This window comes from Streptomyces cynarae, assembly GCF_025642135.1.
Classification (GTDB): Bacteria; Actinomycetota; Actinomycetes; order Streptomycetales; family Streptomycetaceae; genus Streptomyces; species Streptomyces cynarae.
Map to the genome: position 1 here is coordinate 6,494,225 of NZ_CP106793.1, position 22,955 is coordinate 6,517,179.

The window sequence follows — 22,955 nt, forward strand, 5'->3', positions numbered from 1 at the left end:
TGACCTGCGCCTTATGGAGGCCCTCGGGTGCCCGTTCGGCCGCCACTCGATCTAGGGTTTTGGCATGGCACGACCACGGCGCATCGTCCTTGTCCGGCACGGCGAGTCGGTGGGGAACGCCGATGACTCCGTGTACGAGCGCGAGCCCGACCACGCGCTGCCGCTCACCGAGAGGGGCTGGCGGCAGGCGGAGGAGACGGGCAAGCGGTTGCGGGAGGTCTTCGGAAGGGAACGCGTCAGCGTGTACGTCTCCCCGTACCGCCGCACCCATGAGACGCTCCGCGCCTTCCACCTCGACCCCGATCTCGTCCGTGTGCGTGAGGAGCCCCGGCTGCGTGAGCAGGACTGGGGGAACTGGCAGGACCGCGAGGACGTACGGCTGCAGAAGGCGTACCGCGACGCCTACGGGCACTTCTTCTACCGCTTCGCGCAGGGAGAGTCCGGCGCCGACGTGTACGACCGGGTGGGCGGCTTCCTGGAGAGCCTGTTCCGCAGCTTCGAGGAGCCCGACCACCCGCCGAACGTGCTCCTGGTGACCCACGGGCTCGCCATGCGGCTGTTCTGCATGCGCTGGTTCCACTGGACGGTCGCGGAATTCGAGTCGCTGTCCAACCCCGGGAACGGCGAGACGCGCATGCTCCTGCTGCAGGAGAGCGGCAAGTACAGGCTCGACCGGCCCTTCGACCGCTGGCGCGACCCGGATCCGTACTGGGTCACCGGTTAGAGTGGCAGGGCGATGACCTCTGACTTCTCTCCGCTCGGGCGCCTGGAACGCGCGCTCGCCTGTCTGCGTGGGCTCGCGGTGGGGGACGCGCTGGGCTCACAGTTCTTCGTTCCCGCGAACTACCCGCTCCTCCAGCGCCGCGAGCTGCCGCCGGGCGTGTGGCGGTGGACGGACGACACCGAGATGGCCTGTTCGGTGGTGTCCGTGCTGACCACGCACCAGCGCATCGACCAGGACGAGCTGGCCCGCTCCTTCGCCGAGCACCACGACTTCGACCGCGGGTACGGGCCGGCGGTGGGTCGCCTGCTGAGGCTCGTCCGGGAGGGCGGCGACTGGCGCGAGCTGGCGGCGGCACTCTTCAAGGGGCAGGGCTCGTGGGGCAACGGGGCGGCGATGCGGATCGCGCCGCTCGGTGCCTGGTACGCCGACGACCCGGAGCAGGCGACCCATCAGGCGGAGATCTCCGCGTACACGACGCACCAGCACCGCGAGGCCGTGGCCGGTGCCATGGCCGTGGCTGCGGCGGCCGCCCTCGCCGCTGATCCGGCGGGGCCGCCGAGCGCCGGCGCCCTGCTCGACGGGGTGATCGCGCTGGTACCGAGGAGCGCCGTCGCGGCGGGGCTGCGGCGGGCGCGGGACATGCTGGACTACGGCGACGCGACGACGGTCGCGGCCGTGCTCGGCTGCGGGCGGCGTACGACGGCGCACGACACGGTGCCGTTCGCGCTGTGGTCGGCGGCGCGCGCCCTCGGTGACTACTCGAAGGCGTTCTGGACCACCGCCCAGGTGGGCGGCGACATGGACACGACGTGCGCGATCGTCGGCGGAGTGGTGGCCTCCGGGAAGGCGGGGGCTCCGCCGGGGGAGTGGCTGGAGCGAACGGAGCGGCTGCCGGAGTGGGCGCCGTCGCTTTCGTAGCCGGCGGGGACCGCTGAGCGGAATCCCGCCATCGGGGCCGGCCCGCTGCCCGACAGCCGGACCGGCCCCCTCACTGTCGCCGCTCCGGGCGCCCGGCCGTCGTTGTCCTCCGGTTGTGGAGTGGAGGACAACGACGGTGGGGACATTCAGCCGGCGGCCGGGCCTGCCGTGCCCGCCAGGGCCTCCAGGTCGCTCTTGCGTACCCGGATGACCACCGAGGCCGTGACGAGGGCCAGGATCGCCATCGCGGCGGCAGGTACGAAGGCCGTCGATATGCCGTGGGCGAGCACCTCGTTCCCCCACGGAGCCGGCAACTGGTGTGTCTTGGCGAACTCCGCCTTCTGCTCCGCCGTACCGTTCGCCAGGAACTTCGGCAGCTGCTTGCCCGCCTCGTCCCTGCTCGCCGTCCCGAACACCGTGGTCAGGATCGACAGACCGAGCGAACCGCCCACCTGCTGGGTGGCGTTGAGCAGACCGGAGGCCGCCCCCGCCTCGTGCTGGGCGACGCCCGAGACGGCGGTGAGCGTCAGCGTCACGAAGTTCAGGCCCATCCCGAAGCCGAACACCAGCATGGGGCCGAGCACACCACCCACGTAGGAGCTGTCGGGCTTGATCAGCGTCTGCCAGCCGAGCCCGATCGTCACGAGCGTCGCGCCCACCATCATGAACGGCTTGGGGCCGAGTACCGGCAGGAACCGCTGCGACAGGCCGGCGCCGATCACGATCGCCACCGTCACCGGCAGGAAGGCCACGCCCGCCGAGATCGGCGTGTACCCCAGCACGTTCTGCACGAAGAGCACGATGTAGAAGAACATGCCGAACATCGCCGCAGCCAGGCTCAGCATGATCACGTACGTGCCCGAGCGGTTGCGGTCGGCGAACATCCGCAGCGGCGTGATCGGCTCCCTGGCCCGCCTCTCGATGAGGGCGAACGCCAGCAGCAGCACCACGGCCGCCGTGAAGGACCCGATCGTGACGCTGTCCCGCCAGCCGTCCTCGGAGGCGCGGATGAAGCCGTACACCAGCGACGCCATGCCCGCCGTCGACGTGAGGGCGCCCGCGATGTCGAAGCGACCCGGATGGCGTTCGGACTCGCCTATGTACATGGGGGTGAGCACGGCGATCAGTACGCCGATGGGCACGTTGACGAAGAGGACCCAGCGCCAGTCGAGCCACTCCGTGAGCATGCCGCCGGTCAGCAGACCGATCGCGCCGCCTCCGGCCGAGACGGCGGCGAAGACTCCGAAGGCCCGGTTGCGCTCCGGGCCTTCCGCGAACGTGGTGGTGATCAGCGCGAGCGAGGTGGGCGACGCGATCGCGCCACCCACGCCCTGGAGGGCGCGCGCGGCCAGCAACTGCCAGGGCTCCTGGGCGAGTCCGCCGAGCAGCGAGGCGAAGGTGAACAGCAGGATGCCCGTCATGAACACCCGGCGCCGACCGAGGATGTCACCGGCCCGCCCGCCGAGAAGCAGCAGGCCACCGAAGGTGAGCGTGTAGGCGCTGACGACCCATGTCAGGTCGGTCGTGCTGAACTTCAGTGCGTCTTGAATGTGCGGGAGTGCGATGTTCACAATCGTCGCGTCGAGTACCACCATGAGTTGGCAGGCCGCGATGACGGTGAGCGCGATGCCGGGACGCCCCTCCCGGCGGGCGGCTTTCGGCTTCTGGTCTTCGATCAATGGAGAGGTTGTCACGATGGGTCCCCCACGAATGCGTTAGTGAACGATCGCGTTCACTTTCCCGCCACACGGTAGTGAGTCCCCGTCAGTGAACGCAAGCGTTCACTGGCTTCGTTGCCGTGCTGCGCCGCCCGGATGCTCGCCCTATCCTCGGAATCCCCGCTTCCGCTGCTCAACGGAGAAACACAGATGGGTACTTCGTCCTGGACGGCCGCCTCTCCCCGACCGGCCTCGCTCCGCCGGCGTGGTGCCGTGCTCGAACGCGCGATCCTCGACGCCGCGCTAGAGCAGCTCAGCACGGTCGGCTGGAAGGGCCTGACGATGGAGGGCGTCGCCGCCGGTGCGCAGACCGGCAAGGCGGCGGTCTACCGCCGCTGGCCGTCCAAGGAGGACCTCGTCGCGGACGCGCTCCAGGCCGGACTGCCGCGCTTCGACGAGGCGCCCGACCTCGGGACCCTGCGGGAGGACCTGCTGGCCCTGTGCCGACAGGCGCGCGACGCCATGTACTCACGCCCCGGATTCGCCCTGCGTTCAGTCATTCACGAATGCGACACCCAGGAGGCGGAGCGCTTCCAGGGCGTGATCTACGAAGGTGTCATCGAGCCGAGCGTCAGGCTCCTGCGCCAGGTCATCACTCATGGAATCGAACGGGGAGAGGTGCGGCCCGACGCCGCGAACGGATATGTCTTCGACGTCATGCCGGCGATGATGATGTACCGCACAAAGATTAGCGCCTGTGAATGGAATGACCAGGATGTCGAGGAGATGATCGACCGGCTGATGATCCCGCTGCTGCGTCCGGTGGGGGACTGATCCGGCTCCCGCGACGCCGCGACGGCCCGGCTGCGGCGGCGCTGCCGCCGTCCTTCCGGGCGGCCGTCGTGCGTGTGCCGACGCCCGGGGAAACCGGGGTGTCGCACGGCGATCCCGGCGGCGTACGCTAAGGGCGCCATGCCGTACGAACCACCTACTCACACCGTCGAGCGCTCCCTCCGTGCGACGACCGGAGCGAAGGTCATCGCCGGTGTGGACGAGGTGGGGCGCGGTGCGTGGGCCGGTCCCGTCACCGTCTGCGCGGCGGTCACGGGCCTGCGCCGACCGCCCGAGGGCCTCACCGACTCCAAGCTGCTGACCGTCAAGCGGCGCACCGAACTCGCCGAGCTGCTGCGGACGTGGGTCACGGCCTACGCCCTCGGCCATGCCTCCCCCGAGGAGATCGACGACCTCGGGATGACGGCCGCCCTGCGGCTCGCGGCCATGCGCGCCCTTGAGGCGCTGCCCGTCCGCCCCGACGCGGTCATCCTCGACGGGAAGTACGACTACCTGGGCGCGCCCTGGAAGGTCCGTACGGTGATCAAGGGCGACCGGTCGTGCGTGGCGGTCGCGGCGGCCTCGGTGATAGCCAAGGTTCACCGCGACAAAATGATGGCCGAACTGGGTATCGACCATGCAGACTTCGGTTTTGCGGCCAACGCCGGTTATCCGTCACCGGTGCACAAGGCCGCACTGGAGGAACGGGGCCCCACCCCGTACCACCGCTTGTCGTGGGCGTATCTTGATGCGCTGCCCCAGTGGCGGCACCTCAAGAAGGTCCGCAGCTGGGCGGACGGAAGCGTTCCGGAAATCGAGGGCCAGCTCGGCTTCGACTTCTGACCGGTTCCGGTCGCACTGATGTGCCACCCGCCGATGCCGGTCGCTTCGGCGTTTGATAAAAATCAGCTCATGCCTCTCATTCCCGAGGAGCCTCAGATTCACGAGAGTGCCCAGGGTCCCCGCGCCACGGCCGGCGGCCGTTCCGCGCCGACCCCCCGTCCCGTACCGGGCCCCCGCCCCGCGGCCCCTGCCCGCCCCGGACGCCCGGGGCCCATCCGGCCGATGCCGGCCCAGCGCACCCCGCGCGAGCCGGCCAAGCCCGGACCGTCCGTTTCCGCCTCCACTCCGCAGATCCAGCTGATCCCGGCCTCCGCCGAGGGTGCGCTGGATGCCGCCGAGGAAGCCGTCGACCTGCTGCTGGAGTCCGGTCGCGCCCCTGGTGACGTGCTGGTGATCACCACCGGCGAGCCGCACCCGTGGGCCGCGCACGAACTGTCCTTCGGCGAGGCCGCCTACTGGGCGCAGCACGACGCCGGTGACGACGTCTTCTACGCCGACGCCTCGGCGGCCTCCCGTGCCGCGGCCCGACCGGTGGTCGTGGTCGCCGTCAACGGCGGTGCCGACGCCACTGTCGCCGCCACGCTTCCGCTGGCGCTCAGCCGGTCCGGTGCCCTGCTGATCGTCTGCGGCGACCCGAAGCAGATCAACTCGGTGCTGGGCGCGGGCGTCTGAGCGGCCCGGCCCGGTCCGGCCCGGTCCGCTCGCGTCCCGCCCTTGGCGCCGGGGACCGAGCCGGATGGCCGGTTCGGGCTTCGGCCGCCGCGGCCGGTGAGTGCAGCGCCGACGGCACCCCGAACGGCGCTCTCTTCGCCATGCCCTGCTACGGTCGGGTTCCCGGTGTCGGTGGTCAGTGACGCATATCGGTCGGCGTTGACGCATGCCGACCGGGTGCCGGCGCCCGTCGGTGGGCATTGACGATGTCGGCGGGACAGTGCCGCCGTAGAGGCGAACGGTTTCCTGAGGCTACGGGCGTGGGCGACTTCCGTGCTCTTCCGGTGTGCGGCCTGCTCGCGGACGCGGGCGCCGCGAGCGGCCGGCGCCTCCAGGCGAGGGCGCACGAGCTGGTGGTGCTGAGGCCTTCCGCCGGCGTAGTCGCCGCTCCCGGCGGCGCTGCGACGGTGCCGTGCCGCTCAGCGGGCGGCGGCCCGGCGCATCAGGTCCGAGGAAGTGCCCCCGGTGCGAGGCTGGTGCAGCGGTATGCCCGCCGGATCGAACTCCTCGGGAGTCGACTCGGCGTTGGGGCGGCGGCCCCCGCGGTCCTCACCGAGAACCTGCCAGCCACCGCGCGTCAGCGTGATGTACGCACCACAGCGCAGCCCGTGCAACGTGCACGCGTCGCGCAGGCCCCACATCCACGCGCCGTCCTCCTCCGTCCACCGGGTGTCGCCCTCACGGCAGTAGAGCAGCACCGCCGTCCGCACCGGCGTCCGGCGCCGCAGGTCGTGGGGGATGACCCGGCGCAACTGGGCAAGCAGCGCGTTGCGGAACACCCATCCGTCCGCAGGGGCGGGACGCCGGGTGAACGACGCGCTCGCGCACAGTCGTTCCTCCGGATCCAGGACGGCCACCACGGCCGTGGAGGGTCGTGGCCGGTGCCGGGCGTGCAGCCCGCTGACGACTTCCCGGGGGTTGCGCAGCAGGGGAATCTCGGCGGCTGCCCATTCCGCCGGCTCGAGCAGTCGGGCCACGGGATGGGCGGAAGCGGCGGACGGGGTGGCGGAACCTGCCAGGGATGCCGCCGAGGACGGAGCGAATCCGAAGGTCACGATCCTCCCTTCGGCTGACGCGCCCACAGCGCGGGCGGGGTGGGACTGGGGGGCGCACACCGCGGCAGAGCCCTGCCGGATCACGGACGAGCCGTGCGGGGAGCGGACCTCAATTCTTCCCGTCGAACTGGGTTGCGGCAACGAGCAATTGGGGCCGCCGACCGGTTCCTGGTGATGTGTGGCCTATATCCCCTCTACCTCTCTGCCCAGTGTCTTCCCAGCGAAGGGGCGGATCACTCCCGCACGCGAGAATCGGCGGCGACACCCTCACCGCTCCGGCGAGCGCCTTTCGGTGCGTGGTCCGTGGACCGTTCGCGAGCCGCTGGTCACGCTGGGTGAGGTGGCCGATTGTCAGTGCCATCGGGTTGCATGGGGGCATGGACGAACTCGAGCTCCGCGCTGAAGCCGACGCCATCCTCGCCGAGCTCGTCGGTGACCCGGGGGGCTCGGCCCGGTTGCGGGAGGACCAGTGGCAGGCGGTGGCGGCTCTGGTGCGGGAGCGCAGGCGTGCCCTGGTGGTGCAGCGCACCGGCTGGGGCAAGTCGGCGGTGTACTTCGTCGCCACCGCTCTGCTGCGCCGGCGCGGCTCCGGCCCGACGGTGATCGTCTCGCCGCTGCTGGCGCTCATGCGCAACCAGGTGGAGTCGGCGGCGCGGGCCGGCATCCGGGCGCGCACCATCAACTCGGCCAACCTGGAGGAGTGGGACACCATCCACGAGGAGATCGAGCGCGGCGAGACCGACGTTCTCCTTGTGAGCCCGGAGCGTCTCAATTCTGTTGATTTCCGCGATCAGGTGCTGCCCAAGCTCGCGGCCACGACCGGTCTGCTGGTGGTCGACGAGGCACACTGCATCTCCGACTGGGGGCACGACTTCCGGCCGGACTACCGCCGGTTGCGGGCGATGCTCGCTGACCTCGCCCCCGGCGTGCCGGTGCTGGCCACCACGGCGACGGCCAACGCGCGGGTCACCGCGGACGTGGCCGAACAGTTGGGTACCGGCGCCGGTGAGGCCCTGGTGCTGCGCGGCCCGCTCGAGAGGGAGAGCCTGAGGCTCGGAGTGGTCCAGCTGCCGGACGCCGCGCACCGCCTGGCCTGGCTGGCCGAGCATCTCGACGAGCTGCCGGGCTCCGGGATCATCTACACGCTGACGGTGGCCGCGGCCGAGGAGGCGACCGCCTTCCTGCGGCAGCGCGGCTTCCGCGTGGCCTCCTACACGGGGCGCACGGAGAACGCCGACCGGCTGCAGGCCGAGGCCGACCTGTTGGAGAACCGGGTCAAGGCGCTGGTGGCGACGTCGGCGCTGGGCATGGGCTTCGACAAGCCGGACCTGGGCTTCGTGGTGCACCTCGGCTCGCCGTCCTCGCCGATCGCCTACTACCAGCAGGTGGGACGCGCGGGGCGCGGGGTGGCCCACGCCGATGTGCTGCTGCTGCCGGGCAAGGAGGACGAGGCCATCTGGCGCTACTTCGCCGATACGGCCTTCCCACCCGAGGCGCAGGTCCGGCAGACCCTCTCCGCCCTCGCCGGTGCGGGACGGCCGCTGTCCGTGCCCGCACTGGAGGCGTCCGTGGATCTACGGCGCAGTCGGCTGGAGACGATGCTGAAAGTGCTCGACGTGGACGGGGCGGTCAAGCGGGTGAAGGGAGGCTGGGTCTCCACCGGCGAGCAGTGGGTCTACGACTCCGAGCGGTACGCGTGGGTGGCGCGGCAGCGGGCTGCCGAGCAGCAGGCCATGCGCGATTACGTGAGCACGTCCCGGTGCCGGATGGAGTTCCTGCGCCGTCAGCTGGACGACGAGGGGGCGGCCCCGTGCGGGCGGTGCGACAACTGCGCAGGGCCCTGGGCCGATTCCGCTGTCTCGACGGAGACGTTGACAGGGGCGGTCAAGGAACTGGACCGCCCGGGGGTCGAGGTCGAGCCGCGCCGCATGTGGCCGACGGGGATGCCCGCACTGGGCATCGACCTCAAGGGGCGCATCCCGGCCACGGAGCAGTGCTCCACCGGGCGTGCCCTGGGGCGGCTCTCGGACATCGGCTGGGGCAACCGTCTGCGTCCGCTGCTGGCCGAGAACGCGCCCGACGGGCCGGTCCCCGACGACGTCCTGCGGGCGGCGGTGACGGTCCTCGCCGACTGGGCGCGCTCTCCGGGCGGCTGGGCGCCGAATGCCCCGGACGCCTCTGCCCGGCCGGTGGGAGTCGTCGCCGTACCGTCGCTGAGCCGCCCCCAACTGGTGGGTTCCCTCGCCCAGGGCGTCGCGGACATCGGCCGCCTCCCCTTCCTGGGCACCTTGACCTACACCGGGCCGAGTGGCGGGCACGCCGCACGCCGCAGCAACTCCGCCCAGCGGCTGAGGGCGCTGTCCGGCGCCTTGACCGTCCCTGAGGAGCTGGCCGGTGCCCTGGCCGGCTCTCCCGGCCCCGTCCTGCTCGTGGACGACTACACCGACTCCGGCTGGACTCTCGCAGTCGCTGCCCGCCTCCTTCGCCGGGCAGGCAGCGAACAGGTTCTTCCGTTGGTCCTCGCTGTCGCAGGCTGAGCTTCCCCCGGCCCGCGTCCACTCCCCGGCTGCGCCCGGTCGCAGCACGCTCAGCGTCCGGCGGAGTCTGCTGCAACGTGTCTGACGGGGAGTGAACTGGAGCGCTCCTCGGGCGCCTGCTTCGTGCCCGCGGCGCATCGAAGCGCGCCACCGCACTTCGTACGGACGCGGTGCGTCCGGGCGTTGCCCGAGCCCGGCTCGATGCGGGCTGCCCCCCGCACACGACTTGCCGACGCCTTGACGATTCGTTCCGCGAACGTTCAGCCAGCCGTCTGCGTCTGGGTTGTGTGTCGTCCCTAGGGTCCCTGCGGACTCGAAAGAAGGGACCCATGGGCAGACTCCTCGCAGTCCGGGCTCGCGGCATCACCAAGTGTTTCGGTGACGTCGTCGCACTCGACGGCATCGACCTGGATGTGACACAGGGCCAGATCCACGGCCTGGTCGGACCGAACGGCGCCGGCAAGACGACGTTGCTCGGCCTCCTGCTGGGCCTGGCCGTCGCCGACAGCGGCCGCCTGGAGATCCTGGGTACGCCGGTCGGGCGGGCGTTCGCCGCTCCCGACGGTGTCGCCGGCTTCGTGGACGGGCCGGGTCTCTACCCCTCGCTCACCGCCAGGCAGAACCTCGCCGCACTGGCCGCTCTCCGCGGCCACGACGCCCGGACGACGGCGATCGACGACGTACTCGACCAGGTCGGACTCACCGATGTCGCCGACGACCGGGCCCGCGGCTTCTCCCTCGGCATGCGTCAGCGGCTCGGGCTCGCCGCCGCCCTGCTCACCAAGCCCCGGCTGCTCGTGCTCGACGAACCTTCCAACGGCCTGGACCCGGCCGGCAAAAGACACGTACACGGTGTCCTCACCCGGCTCGCGGCGGACGGAACCAGCGTCGTGCTCTCGAGCCACCGCATGGACGACCTGGAGGCACTGTGCTCCGAGGTCACCATCATCGCCACCGGACGGGTCGTCTTCTCCGGCCCGCTGGGCAAGCTGGCCGCCGAGAACCCCGAACTCGACTACCGGCTGCGGACCTCCGACCCGCAGGCCGCCCGCCGGCTGGCTGCCGACACCGCCGGGATACGGGTCGTCGACGACGCCGGGGCACGGCACGACGCGGAGGTGCTCGTGGTGCGCGCGCTGGTGCCCGCTCTCGACGAACTGGTGGCGGAGCTCGTGCACGCGGGCGTCGCGGTGCGTGAACTCGCCCCGTCGGTCTCGCCGCTCGAAGCCGCGTTCCTCGCCCTCACCGAGCAGCAGGAGGCCGCCCGATGACCGCGACCGTCGTCGATGACAACGTCGTCGTGGCCCGTGCCCCCCGCGTCTCGGTGGTGCGCGGCTACCGCTTCGAGCTGGTCAAGCTGGTCTCGCAATGGCGGATCCGCCTGCTGGTCCTCGCCTGCTGGATCGCGCCGGCGCTCTTCGTCGCCGGGGTGAGCCGGCAGAGCACGCTCCCCGCCGACACCCTCTTCGGCCGCTGGATGCACGCCACGGGGTGGGCCGGACCGCTGGTGATGCTCGGCTTCGCGGGTACCTGGGCGCTGCCGCTGCTGACCTCGGTGGTCGCCGGCGACGTGTTCGCCTCCGAGGACCGGCTCGGCACCTGGCGCCACCTGCTCGTGGCCGTCCGGTCGCCCAGGCGGATCTTCGCGGCGAAGGCGCTGGCCAGTCTCACCGTCATCCTGCTGCTCGTGGCCGGGCTGGCCTGTTCCAGCACGGCCGGCGGGATCGTGGCGGTCGGAAACCAGCCGCTCGTCGGCCTCGACGGCCACCTGCTCGCGCCGGGGGACGCCGCGGGCAAGGTGCTGCTCGCCTGGGTCTGCGCCCTCGCCCCGACCTTGGCCCTCGCCGCGATCGGACTGCTCGGCTCGGTCGCCCTGGGGCGCTCGCCGATGGGGCTGCTGCTGCCCCCGGTCGTCGCGCTCGCGATGCAGGTCGCCCAGATGTTGCCGCTGCCCGTCGCCGTGCGCCTCGCCCTGCCCGGCTACGCATTCATCTCCTGGAACGGTCTGTTCACCAATCCGGCGCAGGCCGGTCCGCTCCTGATCGGCATCGTCGTCAGCCTGGTGTGGGCCGTGCTCGCGACAGGGCTGGCGTACCTGCTGTTCCTGCGGCGCGACTTCACCAATCCGGCCTACGACGGTTCCGGGCGCCGCGCGGTCACCACCGGACTGCTGCCGCTGGTCGGACTGACGGCCCTCACCGTCGCGGCGGTCGCCGTGGCGACCCCGTCGATGGGCTCCGGGATCGAGCAGGACAAGGTCCAGCGGTCGGTCGCGACGGCGTTCGCCCACCTCTACCGCATGCAGACCGAGCAGCTCCACCGGCCGGCCGTCACCGAGGCGCAACTGAAGGCCACAGCGGCGTGCACCAAGGGCGACGGCCAGGTCGCCCCCCAGGGGGCGGGCAACGACTGGCGTTGCGTCGTCACCTGGCACCTTCCCGGCGTCGAGGCCGCGGGGACGGCCATCTACCAACTCGACGTCACCTCAGACGGGCGGTTCGTGGCCGACGGCGACGGACCGAAGGAAGTGAACGGCTACTTCCTGGTCCGTACCCCCACCGGGAACGCCCCGAATCCCCTATGGCAGTTCGACGGCAACGTCGAGCTGCTCGACACCTCCTCGAAGGGATAGTTCCATGCAGGTAACACGGCAGCGTCGAAACAACGAGAAGGAGCAGGTCAGCCTTTTCGGTAGACGCGTCGGCCGGCGGGCTGTGCTGGTGACGTCGGGCATCGCTGTCGCCCTCGCCGTCACGGGCACCGCCGTTGCTTCCACCCACCAGTTCGGCACCCAGCAGGTCGGCCAGGTCACCGCCAACGGTCAGGTCGTCGCCGCCGACCAGTACATCGCCCCGTACGGCAGCCGCACCGTCATCAACGACGGCAAGATCATGTCGTCCTCGGTCAGCCCGGACGGCACCCTTCTCGCGGCCTCGGTCGCCGACGGTGATGCGGCGCTGGTCATCATGGATCTCAAGACCGGGCAGGTGAAGCAGAAGGTCGGCAGCAACAAAGCGGACGACCTTCGCATCAGCAGCGGCTCCGTCGGCCAGGAGGGTCCGACGTACTCGCCCGACGGCAAGCAGCTGTGGCTGGGCCAGAGCGACGGCTACACCAGGTTCACCGTGAACACGGACGGCACCCTCTCCAACCCGACGACCATCTCCATACCGGCCGACGGCTCCAAGCACGCGCTGGTGGGTGCGGCGGTCTTCTCGGCCGACGGCTCCACCGTGTACTCCGCGGTCAACGGCCAGAACCGGGTGGTCGCCATCGACGCGGCGACGGGGACCATCAAGCAGAGCTGGGCCGTGGGCAACGCCCCCCGTGGCATCGCCCTGGTCGGCGACAAGCTCTACGTCAGCAACGAGGGCGGGCGTCCGGCCAAGGCCGGCGACACCACGATGAACTCCTACGGCACCCAGGTGCCGGCCAACCCGGAGACCGGTGCCTCCACCACCGGCACGGTCAGCGTCATCGACGTGGCGAACCCGTCCGCCGCCGTCGGGTCCATCGACGTCGGTCTGCACCCGACCGCGGTGTACGCGAAGAAGGGGGCGGTGTTCGTCACCAACACCGCCGACAACAACGTGTCGGTCATCAACACCGCCAACGACAAGGTCGTCCAGACCATCTCCACGCAGCCGTGGCCGGAGGCGTCGGTCGGCTACGAGCCCAACGCGGTGACGCTCACCGACGACGGTCACCTGCTGGTGACGCTCGGCCGCGCCAACGCGGTCGCCGTCTACCGGTACACCTCCCCGCAGCAGCCGGCCCGCTACGTCGGCCTGCTCCCGACGGACTACTTCCCCTCGGGGATCACCACCGTGGGCAAGACCGTGGTCGTCTCCAACACCCGTGGCATCGACGCGCGCCGCCCCACCACCGCGGCCGGCCACGGCACCCACGACACGACTTCCAGCCTGACGCAGTTCACGCTGCCGGACGACAGCGTCATCAGGTCCGAGACGGCCAAGGTCTTCAAGCAGAACGGCTGGACCGCGGGCTCGGTCAAGTCGGCCAAGGGCAGGAGCAACGCGAAGCCGGTGCCGGTCCCGACGAGGCTCGGCGACCCCTCGACGATCAAGCACGTCTTCCTGCTCGTCAAGGAGAACCGGACCTACGATCAGGTCTTCGGTGACATGAAGCAGGGCAACGGCGACTCGTCGCTCACGCAGTTCGGCGAGAACGTGACGCCGAACCAGCACGCGCTCGCGCAGCAGTTCGGGCTGTACGACAACTTCTACGACATCGGCACGAACTCCGCCGAGGGCCACAACTGGCTCATGCAGTCCGACAACCCGGAGTACACCGAGTCCTCGGCCGGTGAGTACACGCGCAGTTACGACACCGAGGACGACGTCCTCGGCCACCAGAAGTCCGGATTCATCTGGACCGGTGCGCAGGCGGCCGGCAAGTCCGTCAAGGACTACGGCGAGTTCCAGTCGATCGAGAGCAAGCCGGCCGGCGCGACCTGGCAGAACCTGTACTGCGACGCCAAGAACATGGAGACGACCGGGCAGAAGACCGCCTACCCCATTCAGACCGGCTCGGCGATCCCGTCGCTCAACAAGGTGTCGGTGCCCGGCTTCCCGCTGTTCGACCTCAGCGTCCCGGACGTCTACAAGGAACAGATCTGGAAGCAGGACTTCGAGAAGAACGGTCCGGCGAACCTGAACATGTTCTGGTTCTCCAACGACCACACCGGTGGTCCGCCGAGCCCTGCCGCCGAGGTCGCGGACAACGACCTCGCGGTCGGCAAGATGGTCGACGAGATCACGCACAGCAAGTACTGGAAGGACTCGGCGATCTTCGTCGTCGAGGACGACTCGCAGGCCGGTCTCGACCACGTCGACGGTCACCGTGCCCCGGTCCAGGTCATCAGCCCCTGGGCCAAGCACGGCACCGTCGACAGCCACTACTACTCGCAGATCACGATGGTTCGCACCATCGAGCAGATCCTCGGGATCCACCCGATGAACCAGCTGGACAGCGCGGCCACCCCGATGTTCGGAGCCTTCACCCAGAAGCCGAACTACACGCCGTTCAAGGCCCAGCCCAACCGGACCTCGCTGACCCTCGGCCTGAGCACCCAGCCCTCCTGCGGCCCGGACACCCCGGCGCCGCAGGACTCCAAGGCGGCGCCCGCGCAGACGTCCGTAACGGTGCCGGCGGCCGAGCAGAAGGTCGCGGCGCAGTGGAAGGCCTGGGAGTCGCACCAGCGGTTGACCGGTACCAAGGCGGTGCCCGACTTCGCCAACCCCGAGCAGATGAACCGTCTCACGTGGTACGAGACGCACAACTGGTCCAAGCCGTACCCCGGTGACAGCAAGATCTACGCGCCGAACGACGTGCCCGGCGCCTACATCCCGTCGTCGGAGTCCGACGGCTGACACAGCTGTTCGCATCGAGGGGCCCCGGGCCGGCGTCAACGCCGGCCCGGGGTCCCTTGCCTTGTAGCCCATGGCGTCCAGGCAACCCGATCGGTCGGACATCGTGCGAGCGAGCCGGGCTGCCTGTGGACAACTCCTGGCGTGCCCATGGTCATGGTTGTCCACAGGCCAACCGGAATTTCAAGATCCGCGAGATGGTCGCGGCATGACGAACCACGACGAAGCGGCCGGCCCCTCCGGCATCGGAGACATGCACGGATCCGCGCACCACAGCGGCGAGCCCACCGCGTACACAGGACACGGCCGCTCTGCGGGAGGCCCGGGCGAAACCCAGGTCACCCTGCGCACCCCGGCCGAACTGGCCGACGCCTTGCCGTACCTGCTCGGGTACCGCCCGGAGGACAGCATCGTGCTGGTGGCACTGCACGACCGGGACGGGCGCGGGAGGTTCGGCGGTCGCGCACGGCTCGGCATCCCCGCCCAGCCCGGCGACTGGCCGTCCGCGGCACAGCAGTTGGCGCGCGGCCTGGTGACAGGGAGCGAGCGCAGAGGTGCCCGGCCGGAAAGCATGGTCGCCTATCTGGTCCAGGAACCGTCGAGTGGTGAGACCGGACGCGACGTGATGGAGCGCCTCCGGCCGCTGGCCCAGTCGCTTCGCACGGTCTGCGGCAGCCTCGACGCGCCCGTGGTGGAGGCGCTGTGCCTCTCCGACGGCCGCTTCTGGTCGTACGTGTGCCCCAGCCCCGGCTGTTGTCCTTCCGAAGGGCAGCCGCTGGGCCTGCCCGGCACCTCCGTCCTGGCTGCCGCCGCGACCTACGCGGGCCTTCAGGTGCGCGGCACGCTCAAGGAGTTCCGGGCGAGGCTCAGTCCCTGGGAGACGGCGGCCGCGCTCGATCAGGAAGCGGCGCTGGACGCCGCGAGCATGGCGCTCGTCCGGAGAATCCTGGACGACGGCACCCGCGACGGGGTCGCCGCCGAGACGCTCGCACTCGCCGAGCGGGTCATGGCCCGGCTCGCCGAGGCCCCGCCGGTGTCCGCAGCCCCGGCGGCGGACCGGCGCGACGACGAGCTGCTCGGGCACGACGAGGCCGCGGCCCTGATCGTCGGCCTCCAGGACCGCATGACCCGCGACCGTGCGGCGGAGTGGATGGAGGGCGCGGAGGCCGCCGCCGCGCTGCGGCTGTGGCGCGCCCTGGCCCGTCGCTGTGTCGGCTCGTACGGCGAGCACGCCGCGGCGCCGCTGACGCTCGCCGGGTGGGTGGCCTGGTCGACCGGCGACGAGCTGGAGGCGCGCGAAGCCCTCGCCATGGCCCTGGGCGCGGACCCGCACTACCTCTTCGCCCGCCTCCTGCACCAGGCCTGCAACGAGGGCCTCGACCCGGAGACCGTTCGCCGCTGCCTGCCTGCGGAACGGGCGGGCCGCGAAGGGAAGCTCGGGGCGCCCGCCACGATGCCGGATGACACGGCCGAGCTCTCGGCCGGTGCCCCACCCCCCGCCGCGGCCGGGACACCCACCCCGCGGCAGCCCTCCCGTGCCCCTGGCGCACCCCGGCGAAGGCGCACGGTCCGCGCGGCGAGCGGCGGCAGCCGGCCGCCCCGCGGTCCCGCCGAGGCGGTCAGGGCCCGTCGCCGGCGTCCCGCCGACATCCCCCCTGGTGGCGAAGGGCAGCGGGCGACGGAGGAGGCGACCGACCGGTCCGGTGCCCGCCGCCGTCCCGGCCGGTGTACGGAGGAGGGCGGCACATGAGGACGTCCTGCCGCGCGGTGTACCGCCGTTCGGTCGGCTTCCCCTCCCACGGGCGTGACCCCGGGCAGGCGCGATCCGTTCACCTGAGTGGCGGAACCCGTGCTCGGGTCGCGCCGCCGCACCGCTCACGACCCTCTCCGGAGCCGCCCACCCGGCTCCGGGCGCACCCCAGGCGTACCGAGCGCAGAGAAAGCCGCCCCATGCCCCTGTCCGCACCGTTCTCCGCCCCCGACGGCAACCGGCGTCCCCGCCACGGCCCCTCGGAGCCCCGCCTTTCCCGGGGTGCCCCACCGGCCGCGTCCAGGATGCCGGGCGGCACACCGGCTCCCGTCCCGCCGCACGTCGACCGGCCCCAGGCATGCCCTGCGCCCCTGCCCGCTGCGCCGCGCCGAGTCGCCGACCTGCCGCCCGCCCACACCGCGCTGATCTGCGTCGCCCTGCCCGGCCTGGTGATCTCCACGGATCAGGGACAGCTGACGGGACAGGGCCTGGAGGGGTTCTACCGAGCGGGCCGGCGCGTGCTCTCCCGCTGCGAGGTGCGGGTGGCCGGACGGGAGCCGCTTCCCGTCCAGGCCCGCATGGTCGCGGCCGACCGGGCCCGCTTCGTGGGGACGGTGCACGCGTCCCCCGACGCGGGACCGGATCCGGACGTCGTCGTGGAGCGTGTTCGGTTCGCCGACGGCACGGAGCGGATCACCCTGCACAGCGCGGCGCCGCGCCCGCTGCGGCTGCCGATGGAGGTGTCCCTCGGCACCGATCTCGCGGAACTGGGAGAGATCGCCTCGGGCAGCACCGGACCCGAACTCCCCGCCACCGTCCATGACTCCGGGCTGCGCTGGTCCTGTCAGAAGGGCGACTGCGCGGTCACGGCCGCGCCGCCCCCCACGGACGCCCTCGCCTCGGCGGGACTCCTGCGCTGGGAGCTGGAACTGCCGCCCGGCGGGACGCGGAGCGTTGAACTGCGGCTGCGGCCGGACGGCGCGGCCCCGGTCAGAGCGGTGGGACACGGTGCGGCGAGCCCGTTCGTGCAGGCCCGGGCCACCGGGGACGACCCCCGTGTCCAGCCGCTGCTGGACACCTGTGTCGAGGACCTCAGGGCCCTGCTGCTCCGGGACCCCGCGCACCCTTCCGACATCCAGCTGGCGGCCGGAGCGCCGTGGCGCTGCGGCCCGGCGCCCGCGGAGTCCCTGGCGGCGGCCCGGATGACGCTGCCGCTCGGCACCCGGCTGGCCGCGGGCACGCTGCGGATCCTCGCCCGTACCCAAATCGGCGGCCCGGGCCTCCGCTCGGGCATGATCCCGGGGCCCCGCCGGGACGCGGGCGCGCATCTGCCACCGGGCTGCACGGGCACCGAGGCCACCCTGCTGTTCCCCGTGCTCCTCGCGGAAGCCTGGCGCTGGGGGCTTCCCGAGCGGGAGACGGAGGAGCTGCTGCCGGCGGCCGAACACTGTCTGCGGTGGTTGCGCACCACCGTCGGTGACGGCGTCTACCTCCCCGACCCGCAGCCGACCGGGCCGCTGCGCTGCGAGACCCAGGCGCAGGCCCACCGCGCCGCGGTGGTCGGCGCCGACCTGCTCGACGCATACGGGCGACCGGGCGGGGCCGAGCTGCGCGAATGGGCCGAGGAGCTGCGCGACGCGTTCTGCGAGGACTTCTGGATCGAGGATCGGTCGGGGGGCAGACCGGCGGCCGCCCGCACCCGCGACGGACGCCTCGTACCGCACCTCGGCGCGGGCGCCGCCCACCTCCTCGACACCGGGCTGCTCGGCTGCGGCACCCTGGCGCCCGGCCTGCTGGACAAGGCGCGCACCGAGCAGCTCGCGCGGTTGCTAGGCGGCCCCGCCATGGACTCGGGCTGGGGACTGCGCGGTCTGGCGGCCAGGGAGGCGGCGTACAACCCGTTCGGACACCGCGCAGGAGCGGTGCGCGTCCATGAGACGGCGGTCGCCGTCGCGGGACTGGCCGCCGCCGGATACGAGAAGGAGGCGGGCGGCCTGCTCGGGGGGATGCTGGCGGCGGCGGAGGCGTTCGGATACCGGCTGCCCGAGATGTTCGCCGGCGAGCCGCGGACGGAAGGGAGCGCGCCGCTTCCGCACCCGGCGGCCTGCCGGCCCGCCGCCACCGCGGCCGCCGCCGGGGTGCTGCTGCTCACCGCGCTCGTCGGAATCCGTCCCGACGCGCCCGCCGGGACGGTGACCCTGTGTCCGGTCCGCAGCGCCCCACTCGGTGAGATCGTCCTGACCGGACTGAGGCTGGCCGGCGCCCCCTTCTCCGTGCGGGTGGGCCGGCTCGGCCTCGCCATGGTGGAGGAGGCCGCCGACGGGCTGCAGCTGGGGGCGTGACCTCGGATGACGTAGCGCGGCAGCACGGAGGCCGACTGTCGATGAGACCTGGATCGGACAGAAGTGGATCAGCCGCCGAAGCGGTCGCGGAAGGGAGTGTTTATCGTCAGGCAGACGACTATGATCGCGGCATGCCCTACGACCCGTCAGCCTTCCCGCCCTTCGCCGTCACCGTGGATCTGGTCGTGCTGACCGTGCGCCGCCACGCCCTGTGTGCGCTGGCGGTGCGCAGGGGTGAGCCGCCCTTCCAGGGCCGGTGGGCGCTGCCGGGCGGCTTCGTCCGGGCTGACGAGGACCTGGCGCAGGCCGCCGCACGCGAGCTGGCCGAGGAGACGGGGCTGCGGGCCCACGACCCGTCCGCGCCGGCTCAGGACAACGGCGCCCACCTTGAGCAGCTGGCCACGTACGGCGACCCGAAGCGCGACCCGCGGATGAGGGTGGTGAGCGTCGCCCATCTCGCGCTCGCCCCCGACCTGCCCGCGCCCCGGGCCGGCGGTGACGCCAGCAACGTACGCTGGGCCCCGGTCGAGGAGCTGCTGCAGCAGGGCGGGTACGGCCGCGCCGGTGAACCCGTGGCTCCGCTCGCCTTCGATCACGCGCAGATCCTCGCGGACGGTGTCGAGCGCGCCCGGTCCAAGATCGAGTACTCCTCGCTGGCCACTGCCTTCTGCCCTCCCGAGTTCACCGTCGGCGAGCTGCGCAGGGTCTACGAGGCCGTGTGGGGCGTGGCGCTCGACCCGCGCAACTTCCACCGCAAGGTGACGGGTACGCCCGGCTTCCTCGTCCCCACGGGCGGTACGACGACCCGGCAGGGCGGCCGCCCCGCACAGCTCTTCCGCGCGGGTGGCGCCACGCTGCTCAACCCGCCGATGTTGCGTCCTGAGGTCTGACCCGCGGCGTCACGCGGGTGAACGCGACCCACGGACGGCTGCGGGAAGCCGGCCGCCGTCTGCGAGCTCCCCGGCGCCGTCGGCGTCGGTCGTGGACCTCCGGTCGCCGACATCAGCGCCGGACATATGTCCGATCATGTGATTTCTGCTCAAAGTAAGAGCCTGTCCGTCAGCAAGGTTCCCGACAAATTGGGTATATCGCGCTATCTTGCTTCGAGTGATCCAGGCGATCGGATTGACCAGCACCCCCCGCAAGGACCTTCCGCCCGCCGTCGACGACGTGTCCTTCGAGGCTCACGCGGGCCACGTCACCGCGCTTCTGGGAGCCTCGGGTGCGGGCAAGACGACGGCGCTCCGGCTCATGCTCGAACTTCAAACGGGCCGCGGCATCACCTACTTCCGGGGCCGCCCGCTGCACCGCATCGCCCACCCCGCCCGTGAAGTGGGCGTGCTGCTCGGCGACGTCCCCGGTCATCCCGCGCGCACGGTCCGCGGACAACTGCGCATGCTGTGCGCAGCCGCGGGCGTGCCGGTCCGGCGCGCCGACGAGGTCCTCGAGGCGGTGGGACTCGTCGGCCTGCGCGACGAGCGCCTGGGCAACCTCTCGCGCGGCATGGACCGTCGCCTGGGCCTCGCCTGCGCCCTGCTCGCCGACCCGCACGCGCTCGTCCTCGACGACCCCGCGGCCGGGCTCTCCGCCCGTGAGGGGCGCTGGCTGCACGGCGCTCTGCGCGCGCACGCCGCCCAGGGCGGCACCGTCCTGTTCACCACGGCCGACCCGAAGGAGGCGGCGCGCGCCGCCGATCACGTCGTCACCCTCGACCGGGGCCGTCTCGTCGCCGACCAGCCGGCCGCCGACTTCGCCCGTACCCGGCTGCGGCCCCGCGTGGCCGTCCGCAGCCCGCACGCCGCCCGCCTCGGCGCCCTGCTCGCCAAGGAAGCCAGAACCGCGCAGCGTTCGGTGGAGATCGTGCAGGAGGACGGCAACCGGCTGTCGGTGTACGGCAGTACATGTGCCGACATCGGCGAGGCCGCCTTCCGGCACGGCATTCTCGTCCACCAACTCGCGGACGAAATCGGTGACATGGGGCCGAATGCCGGTGTCGAGACCGCCGCGGCCCTGTCCGCCGGGACGCCCGAACCGGGCGACCTGTCCCCGCTGTCACCGCCCGTCGACGTCCGGTCCGTCCCGAGCCCGCTGCGCCCGCTGCGCTATGAGCTGCGCCGTGCCGCCGGGATCGGCACCGGCTACGCCACCGCGGCCGCCGTCCTCGTCACCTCGGTTCTGCTCGCCGTTCTTCTCGCCCGGGCCGGGCACACTCCGCAGCACCGCCTGCTGGCCGCCTGGCCGCAACAGCTCCCGTTGCCGCCCGCGGCGCTCGGCGCCGGTCTGCTGGGTGCCCACGCCTTCGGCGACGAGTTCCGACATCCCGCCCTGGCGGCGGCCCGCGGGACCGTCTCCCGCCGCCTGGGGCTGCTCGCCGCCAAGCTCCTCGTCGCCGGGGCCACGGCGCTGGCGCTGGCCATCCTCGCCGCCGTCTGCGACCTGGTGTCGCTCCACATCCTCTACGGGCGGGAGGCCGCCCAGGTGCCCGCCGACTGGCTTCCGCTCGCGGTCAGTTGGTGCGGGCTGGTCGCAGGATGCGCCTGGGCCGGTGTGCTGGCCGCCGGCCTTTTCCGGTCCACGACCGCGGGGCTCGCCGCCGTCCTCACGGTGCCCGTCGTCGTCGTACCCCTGGTCGAGAAGGCGCTGGCGGGGCCGTCCGTGCGGACCGCGACGGGCCTCGCCGAGCGGATGCCGGCCCTGATGCTGCTGCGCTGGCCCTTCGGCGGGGACAGGTACTTGGCCGTGGCGGTGCGCATGATCGCCCAACCGGTGGGCGGAGCACTGACCTTGTCCCTGTCCGCCCTGCTGTGCGCCTACCTGATCGCAACCCTGCGCAGCAGGGTCCGATGACAACAGTCCGTGCCGATCCGGTCGCCCCTGTGTCGCAACTCCCCTGAAAAGCGCCCATTTCTTTCCGATAAGGCGTCAATTGCGACGCCGTGAGCGATCACCCTTTCGTGTGCTTTTCACCAAAGACCTCAAGGGAGTTGGAGAGGGCGCCGACAAAGGATCCGTGAGTACCCTTGCGCACACCATGATGACCGCCGCCCGCTCAGCAGACTCCGGCCTGGCCGGACCGGGCGAACTCGACCGCTACCCCTACGCCGAGGCGCCCGCCGCCGACCGCGTCGGCGCCCCCTCGTGGGAGGGCGGGGAGCCGGAACTGGGCCGCGTCGGCCGCCGCGCCGCGGGCAGCCGCGGACGCGGACTGCACGGCCAACTCGTCCAGCAGCTGGGCCAGATGATCGTCTCCGGGGACCTGGGTGCCGACCGCCCGCTGGTGCCCGAGGAGATCGGGCAGCGTTTCGAGGTCTCCCGGACCGTGGTCCGTGAATCGCTGCGCGTCCTGGAGGCCAAGGGCCTGGTCAGCGCCCGCCCGAACGTCGGCACACGCGTACGCCCCGTCAGCGACTGGAACCTCCTGGACCCGGACATCATCGAGTGGCGTGCCTTCGGGCCGCAGCGCGACGACCAGCGCCGCGAGCTGAGCGAGCTGCGCTGGACCATCGAGCCGCTCGCCGCGCGCCTCGCCGCCGGGCACGGGCGCGAGGAGGTGCAGCAGCGGCTCGGCGACATGGTCGAGATCATGGGCCACGCCATGGGGCAGGGCGACTCACTGACCTTCTCGCGTGCCGACGCGGAGTTCCACTCGCTGCTCATCCAGGTCGCCGGCAATCGCATGCTGGAGCACCTCTCGGGGATCGTCTCCGCCGCCCTCCAGGTCTCCGGCGGCCCGGTCACCGGGTGCGAGCGCCCGAACGAGACGGCCCTGGCGCAGCACGCCCGCATCGTCGACGCCCTCGCCGCGGGTGACGGCGCGGCCGCCGAGGGCGCCATGCGGCAACTGCTCACCGTCCACCCCGAGGTCGAGCGCGTGGTGCCCGCGCCGCGCGAGCACTGACCGCACACCGTCGGCGATGCGACCAGGGGTGGGTACCCGCATCGGGCGGCCCCCGGCCGGCGCGGCCGTCGGCCGGGGAGAGCCGTACGCCCGCCGTCGGACTCCGTCGGATCCTTCCGGGACCCGGCGGAGCCCGACGGAGGCCGGCGACCCCGCCCCGAGCCGGGGTGACGCAGCCGTCGGGGATCCGGTGCCGGTCTTGGGTGACCCGGTGGCGACCGGGGGTCCTCGGAGCCGACGGCGGCGGATTCCCGGTGTCGGATACGGATTCCCTGTGTCAGACGCGGCTTCCGGGATA

General features: G+C 72.0%; 16 protein-coding genes. 14 read left to right on the plus strand and 2 right to left on the minus strand.

The window, feature by feature from the left end:
* The first annotated feature begins 64 nt into the window (after positions 1–64).
* Together N8I84_RS29525 and N8I84_RS29530 are read left to right on the plus strand one after the other, a co-directional pair.
* Positions 65–724 carry a histidine phosphatase family protein gene (locus N8I84_RS29525; RefSeq protein WP_263232460.1) on the plus strand — a complete coding sequence of 220 codons (660 nt, stop codon included), beginning with the start codon at positions 65–67 and terminating at the stop codon, positions 722–724.
* Between the two features lie 12 nt (positions 725–736).
* Positions 737–1,642 carry an ADP-ribosylglycohydrolase family protein gene (locus N8I84_RS29530; RefSeq protein WP_263232461.1) on the plus strand — a complete coding sequence of 302 codons (906 nt, stop codon included), beginning with the start codon at positions 737–739 and terminating at the stop codon, positions 1,640–1,642.
* A 146-nt stretch (positions 1,643–1,788) separates the two neighbouring features.
* Here N8I84_RS29530 and N8I84_RS29535 read toward each other — a convergent pair whose 3' ends face one another.
* Positions 1,789–3,336 carry an MFS transporter gene (locus tag N8I84_RS29535; protein ID WP_263232462.1) on the minus strand — a complete coding sequence of 516 codons (1,548 nt, stop codon included), beginning with the start codon at positions 3,334–3,336 and terminating at the stop codon, positions 1,789–1,791.
* A gap of 174 nt (positions 3,337–3,510) precedes the next feature.
* On the opposite strand from N8I84_RS29535, the gene N8I84_RS29540 reads away from it, so the two are divergent.
* From N8I84_RS29540 to N8I84_RS29550, 3 genes are all read left to right on the plus strand, one after another.
* The gene (locus N8I84_RS29540) at positions 3,511–4,134 is read left to right on the plus strand and encodes a TetR/AcrR family transcriptional regulator (RefSeq protein WP_263232463.1); all 624 of its coding nucleotides are present in this window, start codon (positions 3,511–3,513) and stop codon (positions 4,132–4,134) included.
* Positions 4,135–4,272: 138 nt separating this feature from the next.
* A complete protein-coding gene (locus N8I84_RS29545) occupies positions 4,273–4,974 on the plus strand; it encodes a ribonuclease HII (RefSeq protein ID WP_263232464.1) in 702 nt (233 codons plus the stop codon).
* A 69-nt stretch (positions 4,975–5,043) separates the two neighbouring features.
* Complete coding sequence (locus N8I84_RS29550) at positions 5,044–5,646, plus strand: hypothetical protein (RefSeq protein ID WP_263232465.1); 603 nt, start codon at positions 5,044–5,046, stop codon at positions 5,644–5,646.
* A 458-nt stretch (positions 5,647–6,104) separates the two neighbouring features.
* Here N8I84_RS29550 and N8I84_RS29555 read toward each other — a convergent pair whose 3' ends face one another.
* A complete protein-coding gene (locus tag N8I84_RS29555) occupies positions 6,105–6,740 on the minus strand; it encodes a hypothetical protein (protein ID WP_263232466.1) in 636 nt (211 codons plus the stop codon).
* 377 nt (positions 6,741–7,117) lie between these two features.
* Between N8I84_RS29555 and N8I84_RS29560 the strand changes: the two genes are divergently transcribed.
* From N8I84_RS29560 to N8I84_RS29600, 9 genes are all read left to right on the plus strand, one after another.
* Positions 7,118–9,277 (plus strand): RecQ family ATP-dependent DNA helicase, encoded by a 2,160-nt coding sequence (locus N8I84_RS29560; protein ID WP_263232467.1) that lies wholly within the window; start codon positions 7,118–7,120, stop codon positions 9,275–9,277.
* A 329-nt stretch (positions 9,278–9,606) separates the two neighbouring features.
* On the plus strand, positions 9,607–10,548 hold the full coding sequence (locus N8I84_RS29565; protein WP_263232468.1) for an ABC transporter ATP-binding protein: 942 nt from the start codon (positions 9,607–9,609) through the stop codon (positions 10,546–10,548).
* Entirely contained in the window at positions 10,545–11,909 is a 1,365-nt protein-coding gene (locus N8I84_RS29570) for an ABC transporter permease (RefSeq protein WP_263232469.1), read from the plus strand. The genes N8I84_RS29565 and N8I84_RS29570 overlap by 4 nt, the downstream gene beginning before the upstream one ends.
* Positions 11,910–11,913: 4 nt before the next feature.
* Positions 11,914–14,670 carry a bifunctional YncE family protein/alkaline phosphatase family protein gene (locus N8I84_RS29575; RefSeq protein WP_263232470.1) on the plus strand — a complete coding sequence of 919 codons (2,757 nt, stop codon included), beginning with the start codon at positions 11,914–11,916 and terminating at the stop codon, positions 14,668–14,670.
* Positions 14,671–14,875: 205 nt separating this feature from the next.
* Positions 14,876–16,417: a DUF4192 domain-containing protein gene (locus N8I84_RS29580; protein WP_263232471.1), complete on the plus strand. Its 1,542-nt coding sequence runs from the start codon at positions 14,876–14,878 to the stop codon at positions 16,415–16,417.
* A 200-nt stretch (positions 16,418–16,617) separates the two neighbouring features.
* Complete coding sequence (locus N8I84_RS29585; protein WP_263232472.1) at positions 16,618–18,759, plus strand: glycogen debranching N-terminal domain-containing protein; 2,142 nt, start codon at positions 16,618–16,620, stop codon at positions 18,757–18,759.
* A gap of 131 nt (positions 18,760–18,890) precedes the next feature.
* Positions 18,891–19,649, plus strand: a complete 759-nt coding sequence (locus tag N8I84_RS29590; RefSeq protein WP_263232473.1) for an NUDIX hydrolase — start codon at positions 18,891–18,893, stop codon at positions 19,647–19,649.
* Positions 19,650–19,866: 217 nt separating this feature from the next.
* Positions 19,867–21,606 carry an ABC transporter ATP-binding protein gene (locus tag N8I84_RS29595; RefSeq protein WP_263232474.1) on the plus strand — a complete coding sequence of 580 codons (1,740 nt, stop codon included), beginning with the start codon at positions 19,867–19,869 and terminating at the stop codon, positions 21,604–21,606.
* A gap of 163 nt (positions 21,607–21,769) precedes the next feature.
* Positions 21,770–22,657: a FadR/GntR family transcriptional regulator gene (locus N8I84_RS29600; protein ID WP_263232475.1), complete on the plus strand. Its 888-nt coding sequence runs from the start codon at positions 21,770–21,772 to the stop codon at positions 22,655–22,657.
* Positions 22,658–22,955 lie beyond the last annotated feature (298 nt).